The organism is Bacillus sp. 1A (assembly GCF_052682215.1).
In genome coordinates, this window is sequence record NZ_JBQYLZ010000001.1 from 4,082,761 (window position 1) to 4,100,845 (window position 18,085).

Consider the following 18,085-nt stretch of genomic DNA (forward strand, 5'->3'; position numbering starts at 1 on the left):
TTTTTCTATAAATTTTTCATATTTTCTACTTTTTTGGCACTTTCATTACTGAAAGTGGAAATTTTCCTCATTTTCAAAATAATACAACCTAAACTAAATGCGAAAAGTGAAAATATCCCAAAAGTAACCTTTATAGTATTTAATGATAAACTCCAGCTAATTAGAAAAGATACTAGTGCCCCCCCTAAACTGGCCGATGCAATAAATAAACTAGTCACTTCATCAATATTATTTTCCATAATACGGGAAGCTAAGATTAATGTTATTGGAAAAACACCCGCTATAACTAAACCAATAATGAAGATGATAAACAAATACATACCTGTACCTTGAACAAAGGGGAATAGAAATAATAGAATCACTAATGTAAAGCAACTAGATGTAATGTATGTCCAATAATTAAATTTATGAGCTAGCTTCCCTACAAGTATTCTTCCTATAACTATGGCTAGCCAAAAACAAGATATACTTACTGAACTGATTAATTCATTATTGGTAAGAATCATTATTGTAGATAAAAAATTTGCAAGATTGGTTTCTATGCCTGCATATAAGAATGCAAAAAGTGAAATAAATACTATAACTTTAATCTTTTCACTTTTAAATTTAAGAGTGAATGAGGAAAGGGATGCTCCTCCCTTTTCATTTTTTTGAGGAGACAAATTTAGAAATTTTGTACGTCCAAGCATGTACCAAACAAATAGTGTAAAAATAAAGAATAGTAATATCCCATAAAGAATAAAATACCATTCATAAAATTTTGTAATATAATTAACTAGTAACGGAAACCCTAGCGCCCCAACCCCAAACCATACTTCGAGAATACTAAATTTAGCAGCACTATTCCTTTCTGCTGAAATAATAAAGGAACCCACCGTAGTTTCTAACAAACCTGCTCCATAGCCTAATACAAAGCAAATAACGGCTAAATATGCCCATTCTTTAATATATATAAAACCTACTAGGACGATGGACATTACTAAAACACCTAATGTTATTGTTTTAAAATAATGATACTTTCTTACTAGTATGGGTGAACTTAGAACACCAAATAAAAAACCCGTAAATTGAAAAAATATTAAAACACCTAATTGATCAGGGGTTCTTCCATAATATTGTATTAATGAAGGAATTAAACTACCTATGCAAACATGTATGATTCCTACAATAAAATAAAACAAGCAACCATAATAAAATATTAACCGCACCTTTTCTCAACTCCAATCCAAAATAAAAACAGGGATTTAAGTAAAAGTTTTAAACCCCTGTTTTTACCATAAAACTAAATAGTTGCTACAGATCGTTCTTTATTACTACTGCTTTTATCAAAAAACATATCCAATATTACTTGTGAACGAAATCCATCTTCAAATGTTGCTACAGACTTATTTGGCCCACCTTCCGCAGCCTTAGCCCATTCTATAATTTCACTTCTAAAAGAATCAGACCATTCAAAAATCTCGTTTTCTGGATCGACTAGTAAAGGTAATGGTAACGGGATTTCATGTTTTTCCAATCCATCAAAGAGTATATATTTATTTGGCTCTTTAGAAGAATACTTATATTCTTTCTTCGTACCTATTACCTCTATACTAAAACCACAATCGTCAAGAAATGAACTTTTAGATGTTGTAATATTAACAAAAACCTTATTTTTCAATTGGCCATAAACCTCAGCATAGTCATCAACAAAAACTGGTTTACTTTCTTTTTCCTTAACATTTGTTTTAATTTTAGTTCGAACAGTATCCTCTCTAAAATCACTCTCAAATAAAAACCATAATAAATCTATTAGATGAATTCCTAAATCTCCCAAGGCCCCGCTAGTTCTATTACTTTGAAAATCATCTCGCCAAGTAAACGAAGTTCTCCTAAAAGCGCTATTCTTTTTAAAATGCAATCTTACCACTACTATTTCCCCTAATTCTTCATTTTGAATTAATTGTTTTAAAGCCTTAACATAAGATAGGTGGCGATAGTTAAACCCCATTGAAGCGACTAAATTAGTATTTTTTGCTATTGTCATCATGTATTTTGCTTCTTCACAAGAAATTGCCATTGGCTTTTCACATAACACATGTTTGTTTTTTACTAACGCTTGAACCGCTTGAGATCTATGACAAAAATTCGGTGAAGATATTATTACCCCATCAACTACTTCAAGTAACTCTTCATAGCTATTAAAAACCTTCCCACCAAAATTCCCTACCAACTTTTGGGCATTCTCATTATTAACATCATACACTCCAACTAATTTACAACTATCAACAGTTGATAATGCTCTAGAATGAGCTCTTGCAATACTTCCTGCACCTATAATCCCAATATTCATTATATGAACATCCCCTTTTAATTAATAATGTGCTTTAGAGTATTTAAAATTCCAATCGAGTATTCACCTTCAGCTAACATTGAGTGTGTGTTTTTGGCTTCTTCTGTTGCATTTTCTACTAAATAACCATGTCTTACAGCTTGTAGCATTCTTAAATCATTCCCACTATCTCCAAAAGCAATAGCATTTGTTTTATCTAGTTCGTACTTGTCTAAAATAAACTTCACTATCTCATCTTTACCTGTTCCAAGTGGAATAAAATCTACATCATAGCAATTTTCTGGATCACCAGCTAGTGGATTACATTTGTTAATATTAACCCCAACTTGGAATATCTCTCCGATTTCTTCTATCTTTTCTAAATTCTTTGCATCAATAAATTCATTTTGCTCTTCATAATAAAAATTAAATTTGTACTTAGAACTTCCTAATTGTGTCTGAGGTCTTAAAAAAATTTCATATTTTGATTCTAGCAATTTAAGAATTCTTTCAATCTTTGAAGAATCAAAACCACCCCCTATAATTCTCTCCTCCCAAATTTGATCATCTATAGTAGTCCCATTACTATCAAAGTACGTTATTTCTGTACCTAATCCACTCGCCACAAAATGAGGGAAATACTGAATACCACCCTTTTTCATTTTTTCAACAATTGATTCTAAACTACTTCCCGTTACCCAACCAATTACTAAATCCCCTTTACTTCCTTGTTCATACAAATACTTTTCTAACAATTTCATATTGCTTCTTTTAGAATCATCCATGTTATGAGGATAATAAGTTTCATCAAAATCACAGAACACTACATATTTAGGCTTTTTAACCTGTGGTAGTCTTTCAAAATTTAAAGACTGTAAAACTTCATTATTTATTGACATTGAATAATCCCTCCAAAACGAAATTTTGCTCTTCTAACATCATATTTGGATATAAAGGTAAATGTAATATTTCTTTATGAACTTGCTCTGTATTTAATATATTGTTTTGCAAATCATTTTCCTTTACCCACTTAGTATTTTGTTTATGAGATAATACCGGATAATAAATATCTGTTTCAATGTTATACATTTGGTACAATTTATTTTTCAACTCGTCTCTTCTTCCGTTTTCAACTCTAATCGGAAAAAGGTGCCAGACATTATCTTCTGTCATCATAGGTAGCTTAATTAATTCTCTATCCTCTAATTCCTTTAAATCACGTATATATCGTTGAGCTAAATACGCTCTTTTTAAATTGTTATATGATAAGTACTTAATTCTTTCCAAACCAATAGCTGCTTGCAAATTATCAATTTTAGAATTGAATCCAAAGTCTAATACCTTTTTATTTTTTTTATCAATCTCAAATCCATGATAACTATATTGATTGCAACGAATTGCAAGAGTTTCATTATTAGTAACTATTGCACCTGCCTTACCACATACACCAAAATTCTTATATGGATTAAAACTAAGGACAATTATATCTCCATATTCTCCAAGATTTGAAGAACCAATAGCTTGACATGCATCTTCAATAACTGTTAATTGATATAGATCCGCAATTTCACGAATTTTTTTCATTTCACATTGTTTACCATACAAATGTACAGGTAAAATGCATTTAGTTTTTTTGGTTATAGCTTCTTCTATTTTAGATGGATCAATACAATAACTCTGCTGATCTATATCTACAAATATAGGTTTTGCTCCGACTGCTAACACGGCATTTTCAGTAGCAGCAAAACTATTAGCTGGCATAATTACTTCATCTCCCGGCTGAATACCAATAGATAACAATGACACCATAAGGGCATCCGTACCACTACTTGTTGCAATTACAAACTTTTTATTTAAATAATTTCCGATTACTTCTTCTAGCTTTTTTGAAAATGGTCCACTTGTAAATTGACCTGTCGGTAAGACATCTTTTAAAACTCCTATAATTTTCTCAACCTCATCTTGAGAAATCAACCGATTAACTGGCATAAATTCTATTTTCTGTATATTTTTTCTGCTATAATTGAAAATATCTTTTTCTATATCAATATCTATTTTCAATTTATTTTCCCTAAATAATTTCTCTTTCATCTTGTGATTCGGCAATATATTACTAATTTCAAATTCTTTTTCTTTTGTTTCCCCCTGTAGGCACTTTAATAAAGCTAAATTGTCTTTACTATGTCCAGAAATTGTAGTAAGAGTTTTCACGTTAAATCACCTCTAAGAAATTATTTTGAAAATCATGAGTAGACTATATTTTATGTTATCGATTACATGTCAACATTTTTTTTACGGAGGGTTTCTCTATGGTAACAATTAACGAAATAGCTAAATTATGTAATGTATCAAATGCTACGGTTTCAAGAGTTCTAAATAATCATCCCTATGTAAATTCAGAAAAACGTGAGAAAATAATAAAAGTAATGCAAGAATTCAACTATACTCCTAGTTCTATTGCTAGGAATCTTAGGATAAATAAGACACAAACCATTGCTCTATCAATTCCAAATATAGATCATCCTTTTTTTGGAAAATTAGCTAGAGAAATTTCTAAAGAATTATTAAAACACAATTACAAATTGCTAATTTATCAGACTTTTTATGAGAAAAAAATAGAACTAGAATTACTTTCATTACTAAAGAATAAAGCTGTAGATGGTGTAATTCTCGCATCCCTAGAAAATAGTTGGGAAAATATAGAGCATTATTTAGCATATGGGCCCATATTACTTTGTAATGAGTATGAGGAAAATGCACCTATTCCAATAATTTGTTACGATGAATTTGAAGCTGGATACAAAGCTGTTAAACATTTAATAAACAAAGATCATAAAAAAATTGGCTTTTGTTTTGATTCTCTTAATAGTCAAGCACAATTAAAACGCCAACAAGGATATTTGCATGCCTTAAAAGAAAAGCAATTACCATTCAATAAAAATTGGCTGTTTGGAGATGCAATTACTATTGAAGATGGATTTAGAATTTTTGATAAATTAGATAAATTAAAGGATAGACCTACTGCATTATTTACTGGAAATGATCAAGTTGCTGCTGGAGTCATTAAAGGAGCTACTATAAAAGGGTATTCTATTCCAACTGACTTAGCTGTTTGTGGTTATGATAATCAATTAATTTGTACAGTTACAACTCCAACAATTAGTACCATTGATATTCCAATTGTTGAACTGAGTAAACGTACCGTTAACGAGATTCTACTATATATAAATACAGATGAATCTATTAAACGTAAAATTATTGAATATCCTACAAACTTAATTATCCGTGAATCGACATAATTAAAACAAAAGTTTCTGCTTAAACTTATCTAATAAATAAAAATAAAAAGAGGACGTAAATATTAATGCGTCCTCCTTTTATCATTTTAGGTATTAAATTCTACGTACATTCGACATAAATTGATTAGTTTTTATGAATTTTATTGAAAAAATTGTAAAACACCTCCATTTTTCCTTCTATTTTGCTATGATAGTTACAATTAAATAGGATTAAGATATTTCTATAGGATGGGGGAGTATATAGTGAGTGTTTCAGTAAAGGGAAATGAGCAATTAACCTCTCTATTGAACGACTGGTATCGATCTATGCTATCTCAACAAGTTGTAAAAGCTACTAATCTAAAAAAGAAAATTGATGAAAAAATTACTAAGTTAAGCATTGAGTCAAATCAAGAACGTCAGGATCAAAATTTGTTACTTTATTACTCACTACTTGAATTTCGTTACACGGTCCTAACAGATAGCCTCGGTATTCAACAAAATAGTTTTGATGCTATTAGTGATTACGATATGCCTACAGACCATTTTCTACGCTTCTATTATCACTTTTTTAAATCCATTCATTCCACTTTTATATCAAGTTTTACTGAGGCAGAGGAACATTATAAACTGGCCGAAAAGATATTAGTAGACATTCCAGATGAAATTGAACACGCTGAATTCTACTATAGAATTGCTACTTTTTATCACCATACCTATAACATGCTCGCTTCTATCGAATACGCAAATAAATCACGGGCAATCTTTTCGAAGTATGAAGGTTATGAAGTAAAAACAGCCTTTTGTAATAGTTTGCTAGGTGGTTGCTGTATCTATTTAAAGCAGTACGAACAAGCAGAAGAATATCTACATTGTGCAATTGAATTACTACAGAATAATAAGGAAGAAGATTCCTTGTTATACGTAAAAAGTACTATGGGGTGGCTGTATTCTGATCAAAGTATGTCTACGTTAGCTATTCGTCACCTTTCAGAAGTAACAGAAAAAATCCCTACACACTTCAAGGCTATCTTCCTACAAGCTAAGGAACATTATAAATTAGGAGAACAATCAGCAGCTAGCAAACTCATTGATAAGGGATTGCAGATTTGCAGAGGAATTCATAACGAAGAATACACACACCACTTCTCTATTTTAAAAAGATTAAATGAAAATATTCCACTTGAAGAATTAGAAAAAATCATTCAAGAAGGAATCTTATACTTTGAGGAAGAAGAATTGTGGGAATATGTTGTCGAATACGCCGAATTATTTGCCACAAAATGTAGACAATTAGAGAACCACCAAAAGGTAAGTGACTATTTCCATATTTGTTACCAAGCAAGACGAAAATCAATCGAAAAAGGAGTGTTGAAATAATGAAAAAAATCAGCCTATTATTATCGGGTATTGCTTTTATTGGGGTTCTAACGGTGGGAATTTCTCAATTTTCTAAAGCGGATCAGTTTGCTACTCATGGACATTACCCCGCTCCCACATATAGTGTTGGCGATCATGGTGGTGCACCACAACAAACTTAATGTAAGTGTATGTAAAGCCCCTCCATTCGGAGGGGCTTTACATATCAAATTTTATCTCTCACGTATCACCCTGTACAAGCTTAAGGAAGGCGAATCTTTTAGGAAAATTTGTTAAATAATAATGGAAACACTCTAGCTATTATAACTACCGACTCTACATATGCAATATTACATGTGAATAGCCTTAAATATTTTGTTATACTATTCATATGGATTTTTCATCCAAAAATCCTTTTAAACGCATATTTATGTATATGCCACCCTAATTGATGAAAGTGAGAAGAATGTTTATCATTTTTCTCACTTTTTTATATTTAAATCTTAATAATTCACACATGTGAATAATACTATAAAAATAAACTTAAAAGAGAATCTAACTTCCAAATTTAATCTTTGGAATCATTTATTTCCTAAAAAATTCCCCCATTTTTATCAACTCATTTTAGAATATTCAAACAATAATTTTATATACATTACTTGCATAAATTATTCATTTTATTTTATATAAGACCTACTTTTTTACTTCTGATAAATTATTAAACATTGGATTATTATACACAATCCCCAAAAAGATGAGGTATTTTGTAGAATTTTGTCTATCAATATGTATGTACACCCTTTTGTAGTGGATATAGACTGTGAGGTGTAAGGAGATACCTTACAAAATAATGAAAAGGAGATTATAAAATGATTAGATTAACGCAATTCTCAAAGTTAGCATTTGCAACATTAATTGCGGGAAGTGGTTTAAGCGTCTTTGTGCCGTCACACAGTGTACAGGCTGACACCTTAGATCATATGCCACCCACTTGTTAATTTTCATCTTGATAAACGTTAGAGCTATAATTATTAAAAATAAAATATCTGTAAGGTAGTTTATCATTAGCTCATACTTTTGAATGTATAATGCCATTATACAAGCAGTGATATTAGTCGCAATACCAAAGGCAACCACGGCTCCCCAAATCCTGTCCGAAATTCCCACTCCGGATTCAGTTCCTTCCCTAATAACATTCTTTTCCTTAATTCGTTCCTACACCCTATTCAAGGTATGCTGTATTATCCTTGTCTGATGAATATCTATTTATCTTTTCATATAGAGCAAACAAAATTTCTACTCATAATTTTTTCTTTATTAGGCAAACTAGGTTTAAGCCGTTTGAACTAACGGCTTCACTCTTCTGGTAATGGAGTAGCAATATATAGTAATTGACTAACTCATTCAGTCCATTGGCACTGGCAGACGACAAAATTATTGTCTGCCATTTTCATGTATACTTTTTCTAATTTCATTCCAAATCATATGTTTGCCGTACTGATTTTGAAAAGAATGAAATTTAATTTTTAAATAAGTAAAAAAAATACGGCTCAGTCCACTTTTGGTATAGGACTTTTTCTTTTTACATATACTATTTTTGAGCCTTTTTACCAATACGTGTTCTATCGGTGTCTTGAATTCCTCCTAAAAGGGGCGGCAGATACGACTGCATGCCCTTTTTATTTATGCTGCTTTTCTATACCAATAAATAAATTGAAAACTAAAAATGCAATATTACATATTCTTTTCAGTCCATATTATGTTAAAATTTCTTAAGTTGTTTATTTCATAGTCGAATTATGATTTCGTATCTAATTCAGCAATATGTAAGCTGTATACCAAAAGAAAAGACACCCGAAAGTGAAGTGACCCCTGTCAAGTAGACAGTCTTTAAAAAGCACAATTAAGCAACCTGAGTTCTATATTTATATGGACTCAGGTTATTTAATTTCTTTTGAAATCTTTGATAATTATAAAAGTACATATATTTGCGCACGGCAACTTTCACCTCATCAGCCTTACGGAAAGAGTATAAATGGAAACACTCTGACTTGAAATGACTAAAGAAGTTTTCTATACAAGCATTGTCCCAACAATTTCCCTTTCGTGACATGCTTGCCTTCATTTGATATTTTTTTAGTAATTGGTTATATTGTCGAGATGTATATTGAAACCCTTGATCACTGTGTAAAAGAATTCCTTTTGCATTTCGTTTTTTTCTTGCCTTTTTCAGGGTATCTAACACAAGCTTCAAGTCGTTTCTACGGCTGATTTCATAGGCGACAATTTCATGATTGTATAGATCTTTAATCGCGGATAAATATAGTCTCTGTCCATTGAAAATTAAGTAAGTAATGTCTGTTACCCATTTCTCATTCGGTTTGGAAGCTTGAAAATCTCTGTTTAGATGGTTATCTGAAATCACATAGGCTTCTTTCTTTCCGTAATAAGGACGTTTTCTCCTAATAACGGATCTGATACCTAATTCCTTCATAAGTCTCTGTACTCGTTTATGATTAATATGAAGATTATAGGTGATTTTCAACCAAACTTGTATTCTTCTGTAGCCATAAATTCCTTTCAGTTTTTTATAGCACGTTACAATCTTTTTCTTGATTTCAGCATCCTCCAATTGTTTTTCAGAAGGTGCTGAATACCGCTTTACCCATTTGTAATATCCACCTCTGGTTACACCAGCAATCTCGCATAACATGGTAACCGTGTGCCCTGTGTTTATCATCTCATGGATAACTTCAAATTTTTTCGTTTTGGATACAGCTTCCATTCCTCCTTTTACATCTTTAAGAGCTTTTTTAGCATTTCATTTTCCGCTTCTAATCGTTTTATCTTTGCTTCTGGATCTTCTGGCTTCGTTCTTGGTCTGCCTAAACCGGATCCTTTCGCTTTACCACGTTTTTCTTCTAGCCCTTTGATTCCTTCGGCTTCAAAGTGTTTCACCCAACGCCTTACGACCGAGTGATCAATTCCTAATTCCTTGGCAACAGTTTTATAGCCCATTCCTTCTTTTATATATAAATCTACTGCTTTCTTCTTGAATTCCATATCATAAGTTACTCGAATTTTACCCATAGAAAAATCCCCTCCATAGTAAACAGATTAATGTGCTTTCTTTTTTCTGTCTACTATAAGGGGATCATATCAAAGGTGTCTTTTCTTCTTTTAATTTAAAAACATTTTTCTTTTTCAGGAAGATCCAATTACCTCAATAACCTAAACCCCTTATTTAAAGAAAGTTTGATCACGATGCTCCAAAGTTTTCATCTATATCAACAGATAAACAGTTCACTTCCAAATCATATCTCCACCAATATATTTCTTAAAGATTTTCTGTCTTGTTCTTAATTTTGTCAAAATCCTCATATAGCTATACAAAATATATATGCTATTATGTTTTTAAGAAACTATGCGTTCCCTTAACCCTGTATCCGACCCTGTATTTTTTTACAGGGTCTTTGTTTATTTTATTTACTTTCATTAGCTTATAAGAGTTAATACACACCCCATTTCAATTAAAATCGTTTAAATGTTAGTTAGAATTTGAAATGATAAATCTATTAGCTTTTTTGACAATTATAATCTAATACTAGATTTCTAAATGTATACTACACTAAACATCAGTTAACACTATAAGCATAGTGTTAACTATATTAATTGAATATTAGTAATAGTAAGTATAAATATTATCAATTTACTATATCTTACATTTATGTAAAAATAGATGTATGTTAAGCTTTTTCAAAATCTTTCCCCTAATAAAGATTTGAAGTAGCATTTCATGATTCTCCTTACTGTTAATATGCCTTGAAAAAGAACCCAATAGGGTTCTTTTTCTTCTCATTATATCCTCCGTAATTACTTATTTAACATACAAAAAGGACTGACAATTACTTGCAGTCAGTCCTTTTTACACCTTAATATACACTTGTATTAAGTACTTAACTCTTTATTTAGCATGCATATGAACTAAACCAGTCAATATTATATATATAAAACACTTCAAAATTTAGAAATACACAATAACAAATCTTTCCCAACTTTCAGCTACATAACTATTAGCAGTTAATTCTCTACCACTATTTGCTGATATAAATCTACCATTACTTAACGCTTGTAATACATATATCCTATTGTCTCCACCATTATATAAAATAAATTTTTCCCATGCCCCAATTGATGTACGATCTGCTACTACTCTACCATTTGGCTCAAACGAAACGTACTTGCCATTACTTTTCGCTTTTAAAGCATACGTATATAATTCCCCAGTCGGAATTAATTCGAATTTCTCCCATTCATTAACTGCATTACGATTTGCTACTACATTGCCCGATGGCCCAGCAGAAACATATTGTAAATTTGCAGCTTGTATAGCAACAGTCCAGCTTCCATTAAATAGACTCACACCTTTTAGTGAACTTGCCTTTAATTGCTCGGCTGCCAATGCACCATTCGATGGGGTTATCATCATTATCATTAGAACCATTGGCAACACCATTAAAACTAACTTTTTAAAGATCTTATTACCATTTGCATGAATTATGAACCTCTTCATTCCCATTCCTCCCTTAATATATATCACTCATATACATCATACCAAATATGTAAAATTTTGTAATACGAGAGAGTCTTTATCAACAAATACCTTATTATTCTGTTTCTTTTTTCTCAAATCTATAGCACCTAAACATCACTCAATCCTCAAACATATTTTAAAATTAATTTCACTTTATATTAAATAAAAGCCAAATAGCCGTTCATAATGAACGACTATTAAGCATCTAACTAAAAATTTGAATATTTTTCATGTTAATCTATTTTGTTTAATCCCGTTGAAGTAACTTGATAGATTCTTTTTTTGCCTATATATTCTTGTTTATTATTCTCAAGGTTAGTAAGTGTAGCCCGAGCCTTTTCATTCACTGCTTCCCCTTCTATATGGGTAAACTCAATATAATCTCCCACTTTGACTGGCACAGTTTGGCTTTCAGCAGTTTGCTGTCTATTTCCCACTATTTCCTTATCATTTGGCGAAATAAGTAAATAAATTTCAACATTTAAAGCTTATAATCTAGCAAAAAATTCACAAAAATTTTTAGATTAGCAAGTTGCTTCATTCTCTAAAAAACAAAAAAGGAATCCTTTACGGATTCCTTTTTGCCTTGCACTCTTTTTCAAATAGTGCATTTTTGCACCTACTTTTAGTATACCTTACAATTCTTATAAAATAAATGAGATTAAATAAAATTTACTTCTATATTTTCATAAAACATCATTATCCCTTATAATTTTACAGATAAAATAGCATATTTTTAATACTCATCTCTTAAAAGTTCCTTTAGTTATTCCATAGCAATCTTTCGTGCATGTTCCTCACTATCTATCAAAGTTAATCCTTGTGATATATAACTCCAAAATTCATAACCACAATCCTCCATCCATCTATAAGCTTCCGTTGTATATAGCCCATCTTTTCTTCTAATAATTTAAACCTTATAGTTTTTACTTGAAGAAAAAAACTCTTGTATAACCTGTTCCATCTATAAAATATCCTCCTTAAATCTATTATTTTAAATTCTATTTACATATAAACTCGTAATCGCAACCTCTTTTTACGGTAAATTACTGTAACTTTTTGAAAGGATAATATACCTTACATACTCCCGTCATTTTCTTGCTGTACTACCCAATGTAAATGCTGCTTCAACAATGAGAAATCCATTCCCATGTAAAGTTGCTTTTGGAATCATTGATACTAAATTCCATGTAGAATTCAAGTGAAAAAGGAGCAAATTAATTTGCTCCTTTTATCGTTATAAGATTTTTAACTTCTATCCTTTAACATACTACCTAGTATTCTATCCTAGACTCTGAACTTATATCTTAAATCCACCAATTAACTCTTGAAGTTCTTCTGCCATCTGTGCTAAGTGTATCGCTGAAGAATTTATCTCTTCCATGGAAGCATGTTGTTCCTCAGATGAACCTGCTATCGTTTGCGTGCTTGAAGAATTCTCTTTAACAACGATTGCTATTTGATTAATCGATGTATCGACTTTCATTGCATCAGTTGTCATTTTATTTGACAGTTCCACCATACCATGCACTTTTGACACAATATCATTTGCAGATTTTGAAATCTCATAAAAACTTTGTTTTGTATCATTCGCAACCTGAATTCCCGACTGTACTTCTATTCCTACTTCATTCATGGCTTTTACAGTCTCATGTACATCTAATTGTATTTCCTTAATCAAATTTCCAATTTCCATTGAAGATTCAGATGATTGCTCTGCTAACTTCCTAACTTCATCGGCAACAATTGCAAATCCTCGTCCCTGTTCTCCTGCTCTAGCTGCTTCAATTGCTGCATTTAATGCTAATAAATTTGTTTGTTCCGCAATGTTTTGAATCACATCTAATATGCTTCCGATTTGCTGCGATTTCTTATCTAATAATTTAATTACATTATCGGATTGAGAAACCGAATGATGGATAGACTGCATTTGTGTTACAGTTTGTTCTACTAATTGTTCTCCTTCATTGGCCTTCTGTTTTGTATATAAGGATGAAGTTGATACTTCGGAAGCATTATCAGCTACGTATTGAATGTTTCGTGTTACCTCACCAATTAATTTCGCTCCAGACGCAACTTCATTATTTTGAACTTCCGCACTATCGGAAATCTCTCCCATCTCTTTTGTGATTTGTTCTGTCGCAACACTTGCTTGCTCTACACTGGCAGTTAGTTCTTCAGAAGAAGCAGCCACATGTCCTGCAGAAGTGTTAATTTGAGAAATAATATTACGTAACGACTCTGCCATTGTATTGAAACTACCACCTAATTGACCAAGTTCATCTGTTGAACGAATATCTATTTTCTCAGTTAAATCTCCCTGACTAATTCTTTGAGCTGAAAAAACTAATTGTCTTAGTGGATTAATAATAGATCTAAGTATGAAGAAAATTACAATTCCACCTAATAATAATGAAGCCCCTATTATAGTGAGCGTTTTATAAAAAATAGGATTGGTAGCTTCTTCAATTTCTTTCGTAGGCATTACGCCAGCTATTTTCCAACCTGTTTTTTTGTTTGTCTTAAAGCTTATGTTTCGATCCTCACCATTAAGACTATAAGTAATTACTCCAGCTTCTTTTTTGTACAGTTCATCAGCTAAAGATTTCTCTAATTTCTCACCAGGTTTTAGTGATGGATGGACAACTATAGTTTTATCTTGACTTACTATAGATACAAAGCCTTGCTTTCCAATTTTTATCATTTTGGATGTTTTTACGATATCATTAATATTCAAATCCACACCAATGACACCACTTTTATCAGCATTTTGCTTTGCAATTGCTATTACCATATTTCCCGTAGCTTTTGATTTATAGGGAGATGAAACAATAATTTCTCCATTTGCTTTTACTGCATCCTTATACCAACTACTTTCTAACGGATTAAACCCTTCTGGTATTTTCCCAACAGGTGCATGAATAAATTGATTGTTACTGGATGCCGTATAAATTGTTTCTATTTCTGGATGTAACTGTATATACTGATTAAATTTACCCTGTACATTTTGTAATTGTTCAGGATTATAATCACCTTGTGTAAGTAATTTTGCAAAATGTGTTATATCTGTATGCTTATTTTCTAACTCATCATCTACAATCTTATCTAAAATACTTACATTATCTTTTGCTGATTGTAGGATTGTTTCATTGAGATCTGTTTTCGACTCATCATAAGATGTTATTCCCACGATAAGACTTGGTATAATTAGTATTGCTATAAATGCCATTGACAACTTCGTCTTAAGCTTTATTTGCCCCAATCTTTCTTTTATATTAAGCACTATCCACTTCTTCCTTTCATTCTTACAACTGATATAGTTTATTTAATTGTTTGTCCCTTTATCTTTTCTACATTCATTTATGGTATCGTTCGAAATGAAATTATTAATACATCCATTCGATTGTATATTTACATATAAATGTTTTAAATTTCACGAGCAGAATTTTATCTACCCTCCTTTCGATTATGTTATTTTTCTATAGTAAGTAATTTTAAGGGTACGAATTATTCAAATAAACTGGATAAAACAAATACTACATTAAAAAAATGATTTGTGGCTTTGATTGGATAAAAAATTTAATTTAGGACTATTCAAATCGGATGAAATCCTTACCACAATAAACCTAATAAAACTTAACTAAGTGAATTTATTATTTGGAAAATTATACTTAATAGCCTTTTAACCACTCCAACCGTATCACTTCATACACTTATCTATTTACTACAGTCACTTTTGTTTTATAAAATTACTAAACCATAAATTCTAAATAGAAGAATAAAATAAATCGGAAGATTTCATTGTAACACGTATATATAAGTTTTGAATATTAAAATTGAAAAATATATTATTTTTTCATTATTCTTATTTTCATAAAATGCTAAGAACTTATTATAAAACTTTTTTGACAACCACATATATCAGAATAATACTAACATTAGAATACACTTTCGCAGGAACCAATATGTACTTTGGGGAATGAAATGTTATGAAACATATTACTATTAGTAGGAAGTATGACTAGCATTGAAATGATTTCACCAATAAAAGAAGTTAAAACCACAGATTCTGATCCTTTTAATAACGATTAGGGATTTAAAACCATTAATGAATTGGAGGGAGCTAAAAATAGTACATTCCAACCCGACTGGAATATTGAATACCTCATAACAGGAGATACTTTCTACTTAATTCAACGTTAACCCTGCCAACTCTTTACAACATTTTATAACAATTGAATCAGAATTTATTACTACCCCGAAATGGTTAGAAATTTAGAGAACACCGATTACAAATGTATATACTAAAGGGACGTTTATTGCAGTAATTAAGTATAAAGGAGAATTTAATTATTCTAATCATTTTCAAATTAATTAGCACTTTCCTACTCAGTAGCTGGAATCTAGAATCGATTAATCAGGTAGTTACGAAGTATTAAGATCTTAAATACCTTCAGTTGAATTTTAACTCTTTAAATAAAAAACACATTTTACTTTTTAATAATAGAAATAAGTTAACTATTTCATCTACCTAATCTTCGCATATAATATCTCAATAAAAATAAAAGACAGAAGCTTGTTTAGTAGAATTAATTTTGGATATAATTCTGATGACCACTCTTTCATATCTTGTTTAATTAAAAATTGATTTGTATTTAAAGATGGAACTTCTTCAAGTTGTACATTCGGACTTGCTAAGGCCCCATCTATAAAGGTTTGTGTTAATTTGGAGTGTGCACCTATTTTTCGTAATGCTGAGGAAATATCTATATTATCTTGTATCGTATCCGCCTGAACGATGGGCGTTGCGAGAGCATTGATAGGAATAGTCGTCCCAGTAACGATTGATGTTATTAAAAACCCTGTCATAAATTTATTCTTCATTCCGTACACCTCTTCACTATTGTTTTTACAATTTTAATCAAAAATATTGCACACCCTAACGTTAGGATTTCTTCACAAACACTTGAGGATAGCATTTTTTTCAAAAGAGAAATTGCATTTCGTTTTTTATTTATTTTTGAGAGAATATAAGGACCTTACTTCCCCCTCATTGTAAACACTATGTTTTTCATAAGTAAACCAGAAAATCAAATTGGTTAAATTTGATTTTTCAGATATTCATCATTCGAATTTATAAATATTATATTTAAAAAAGTTCAATACAAATTTCATTTCATACAGTGAAATAATTATACTATGATAATTAAACATAAAAATCTTTTTATTCCCCAAAATCTATATGAATTCCTTACCTAAAAATAATTTCAATATAATTTAATGGTGATTGACACATATGTGTCTTTTATATGGATATGTAAAATTACATATCCATATAAAAGTCTTTAGCTTAGATACTCCAAAATATAATTATCTTATATATAATAATTTTCACTTATATACTTACTATTCATTATAGGAATACAAAAAAGCGATTCTTTTCACATTAAAAAGAATCACTTTCCAAGTTCATATTTTATTACATAAAGAATTGAGAGATTATCACTTAAGAGCCTTAACTATAACTTCAGTTGCCTCTGCAATGAGTTGATTATCATAAGTAGCTTCTTTCTCATCTTTACTAGATAAAATTGCGATAATAATTGGTGCTCTATTTGGCGGGCAAACGATAGCAATATCATTTCGTGTCCCATAACTTCCAGCACCGGATTTATCTGCAACTATCCAGTCAGTTGGTACGCCTGCACGAATAAGTTTGTCTCCTGTAGCATTTCCTTTCATCCACCCTGTAAGAATGTTACGTTTTTGAACCGGAAGCGCATTTCCGATCGTAAAAGCTTTCAGATTCGTAGCAATTGCTTTCGCTGTACTAGTGTCACGAATGTCTCCTGGAATAGCCTCGTTTAATTCTGTTTCAAAGCGATCAGACATAGTAACCCGATCACCCATCTGTCTAAGCGCTTTTTCATATCCTTTTGGTCCGCCTATTTTGTTAAATAAAATGTTCCCTGCAGTATTATCACTGTAACGAACAGCAGCCTCAGCAATTTCTCCTAGTGTCATTCCAGTATCTACATGTTTCTCGGTAACAGGTGAATAATCCACTAAGTCTTCTTTCGTATAAGTAATAACTTCATTTAATTTCTCAGTAGAGTTTTGCTGTAGTAATACTCCTGCCGCTAACGCCTTGTAGGTTGATGCAAAGGCAAACCTTTCGTTAGGTCGATAAGAGATTGTTTGATTTGTACCAGTATCAATCGCATATACACCTAATCGTGCATCGAATTTTTTCTCAAGTTGAGAGAAGTCTTTATACATCGCATGATTATTATGTTTAACTGGTACTGTCTTTTCTTTTGCCTCAACTTGCAATGTCCCTCCTTTAAAAGCTTCTAGGCTTGTAAGACTTAAACCTAATATACCAACGCATACACCTATTTTTAGCATCCTCTTGTTTTTCAAGATCATCATTCCTTTCAAATTCTTAATACCTTTTTATACGTACACATAATAGACAATCACCGAAACAAATCTGTTCCATAAACTTAAAAAACTTTATAACTAGTATCAGAGGTATTAACA

Annotated in this window: 14 protein-coding genes and 3 pseudogenes; 5 read left to right on the top strand and 12 right to left on the bottom strand. The window is 31.1% G+C overall.

Annotated features, from left to right (window positions below; genetic code table 11):
• Positions 1-5 precede the first annotated feature (5 nt).
• From ACUN0F_RS20895 to ACUN0F_RS20910, 4 genes are all read right to left on the bottom strand, one after another.
• Positions 6-1,208 (bottom strand): MFS transporter, encoded by a 1,203-nt coding sequence (locus ACUN0F_RS20895; protein ID WP_445540071.1) that lies wholly within the window; start codon positions 1,206-1,208, stop codon positions 6-8.
• Between the two features lie 74 nt (positions 1,209-1,282).
• Positions 1,283-2,332 (bottom strand): Gfo/Idh/MocA family protein, encoded by a 1,050-nt coding sequence (locus tag ACUN0F_RS20900; protein ID WP_445540072.1) that lies wholly within the window; start codon positions 2,330-2,332, stop codon positions 1,283-1,285.
• Between the two features lie 17 nt (positions 2,333-2,349).
• On the bottom strand, positions 2,350-3,210 hold the full coding sequence (locus ACUN0F_RS20905; RefSeq protein ID WP_445540073.1) for an HAD-IIB family hydrolase: 861 nt from the start codon (positions 3,208-3,210) through the stop codon (positions 2,350-2,352).
• Positions 3,197-4,522, bottom strand: a complete 1,326-nt coding sequence (locus tag ACUN0F_RS20910) for a DegT/DnrJ/EryC1/StrS aminotransferase family protein (protein WP_445540074.1) — start codon at positions 4,520-4,522, stop codon at positions 3,197-3,199. Before ACUN0F_RS20910 ends, ACUN0F_RS20905 begins: the two co-directional genes overlap by 14 nt.
• 98 nt (positions 4,523-4,620) lie before the next feature.
• Between ACUN0F_RS20910 and ACUN0F_RS20915 the strand changes: the two genes are divergently transcribed.
• The 4 genes from ACUN0F_RS20915 to ACUN0F_RS20930 all read left to right on the top strand — a co-directional run bounded on the left by ACUN0F_RS20915 (position 4,621) and on the right by ACUN0F_RS20930 (position 7,946).
• Positions 4,621-5,610: a LacI family DNA-binding transcriptional regulator gene (locus tag ACUN0F_RS20915; RefSeq protein WP_445540075.1), complete on the top strand. Its 990-nt coding sequence runs from the start codon at positions 4,621-4,623 to the stop codon at positions 5,608-5,610.
• A gap of 243 nt (positions 5,611-5,853) precedes the next feature.
• Entirely contained in the window at positions 5,854-6,969 is a 1,116-nt protein-coding gene (locus ACUN0F_RS20920; protein WP_445540076.1) for a response regulator aspartate phosphatase, read from the top strand.
• The gene (locus ACUN0F_RS20925; RefSeq protein ID WP_088065107.1) at positions 6,969-7,130 is read left to right on the top strand and encodes a hypothetical protein; all 162 of its coding nucleotides are present in this window, start codon (positions 6,969-6,971) and stop codon (positions 7,128-7,130) included. Before ACUN0F_RS20920 ends, ACUN0F_RS20925 begins: the two co-directional genes overlap by 1 nt.
• Before the next feature lie 687 nt (positions 7,131-7,817).
• A complete protein-coding gene (locus tag ACUN0F_RS20930; RefSeq protein WP_445540865.1) occupies positions 7,818-7,946 on the top strand; it encodes a hypothetical protein in 129 nt (42 codons plus the stop codon).
• Here the strand turns inward: ACUN0F_RS20930 and ACUN0F_RS20935 are convergent.
• The 6 genes and pseudogenes from ACUN0F_RS20935 to ACUN0F_RS20960 all read right to left on the bottom strand — a co-directional run.
• A pseudogene (locus ACUN0F_RS20935) lies at positions 7,930-8,115 on the bottom strand (hypothetical protein); the annotation flags it as partial. The gene ACUN0F_RS20930 and the pseudogene ACUN0F_RS20935 overlap by 17 nt on opposite strands.
• A gap of 736 nt (positions 8,116-8,851) precedes the next feature.
• The gene (locus ACUN0F_RS20940; RefSeq protein ID WP_046955284.1) at positions 8,852-9,733 is read right to left on the bottom strand and encodes an IS3 family transposase; all 882 of its coding nucleotides are present in this window, start codon (positions 9,731-9,733) and stop codon (positions 8,852-8,854) included.
• An 8-nt stretch (positions 9,734-9,741) separates the two neighbouring features.
• On the bottom strand, positions 9,742-10,038 hold the full coding sequence (locus ACUN0F_RS20945) for a transposase (protein ID WP_046955285.1): 297 nt from the start codon (positions 10,036-10,038) through the stop codon (positions 9,742-9,744).
• A gap of 934 nt (positions 10,039-10,972) precedes the next feature.
• Positions 10,973-11,521: a fascin domain-containing protein gene (locus ACUN0F_RS20950; RefSeq protein ID WP_445540077.1), complete on the bottom strand. Its 549-nt coding sequence runs from the start codon at positions 11,519-11,521 to the stop codon at positions 10,973-10,975.
• Positions 11,522-11,775: 254 nt separating this feature from the next.
• A pseudogene (locus ACUN0F_RS20955) lies at positions 11,776-11,991 on the bottom strand (anthrax toxin lethal factor-related metalloendopeptidase); the annotation flags it as partial.
• Between the two features lie 851 nt (positions 11,992-12,842).
• Positions 12,843-14,825 (bottom strand): methyl-accepting chemotaxis protein, encoded by a 1,983-nt coding sequence (locus ACUN0F_RS20960; protein ID WP_445540078.1) that lies wholly within the window; start codon positions 14,823-14,825, stop codon positions 12,843-12,845.
• A 1,035-nt stretch (positions 14,826-15,860) separates the two neighbouring features.
• Between ACUN0F_RS20960 and ACUN0F_RS20965 the strand changes: the two genes are divergently transcribed.
• The gene (locus ACUN0F_RS20965; RefSeq protein WP_255447024.1) at positions 15,861-15,920 is read left to right on the top strand and encodes a hypothetical protein; all 60 of its coding nucleotides are present in this window, start codon (positions 15,861-15,863) and stop codon (positions 15,918-15,920) included.
• Positions 15,921-16,120: 200 nt separating this feature from the next.
• On the opposite strand, the pseudogene ACUN0F_RS20970 reads toward ACUN0F_RS20965, so the two are convergent.
• A pseudogene (locus ACUN0F_RS20970) lies at positions 16,121-16,426 on the bottom strand (HBL/NHE enterotoxin family protein); the annotation flags it as partial.
• 618 nt (positions 16,427-17,044) lie between these two features.
• A complete protein-coding gene (gene bla / locus ACUN0F_RS20975) occupies positions 17,045-17,992 on the bottom strand; it encodes a class A beta-lactamase Bla1 (RefSeq protein ID WP_445540840.1) in 948 nt (315 codons plus the stop codon).
• Positions 17,993-18,085 lie beyond the last annotated feature (93 nt).

Bases quoted from the DNA above. Each gene is read 5' to 3' on its own strand.
- ACUN0F_RS20900 (WP_445540072.1), bottom strand. From the start codon at position 2,332: ATGAATATTGGGATTATAGGTGCAGGAAGTATTGCAAGAGCTCATTCT.
- ACUN0F_RS20905 (WP_445540073.1), bottom strand. From the start codon at position 3,210: ATGTCAATAAATAATGAAGTTTTACAGTCTTTAAATTTTGAAAGACTA.
- ACUN0F_RS20915 (WP_445540075.1), top strand. From the start codon at position 4,621: ATGGTAACAATTAACGAAATAGCTAAATTATGTAATGTATCAAATGCT.
- ACUN0F_RS20925 (WP_088065107.1), top strand. From the start codon at position 6,969: ATGAAAAAAATCAGCCTATTATTATCGGGTATTGCTTTTATTGGGGTT.
- ACUN0F_RS20930 (WP_445540865.1), top strand. From the start codon at position 7,818: ATGATTAGATTAACGCAATTCTCAAAGTTAGCATTTGCAACATTAATT.
- ACUN0F_RS20940 (WP_046955284.1), bottom strand. From the start codon at position 9,733: ATGGAAGCTGTATCCAAAACGAAAAAATTTGAAGTTATCCATGAGATG.
- ACUN0F_RS20945 (WP_046955285.1), bottom strand. From the start codon at position 10,038: ATGGGTAAAATTCGAGTAACTTATGATATGGAATTCAAGAAGAAAGCA.
- ACUN0F_RS20950 (WP_445540077.1), bottom strand. From the start codon at position 11,521: ATGAAGAGGTTCATAATTCATGCAAATGGTAATAAGATCTTTAAAAAG.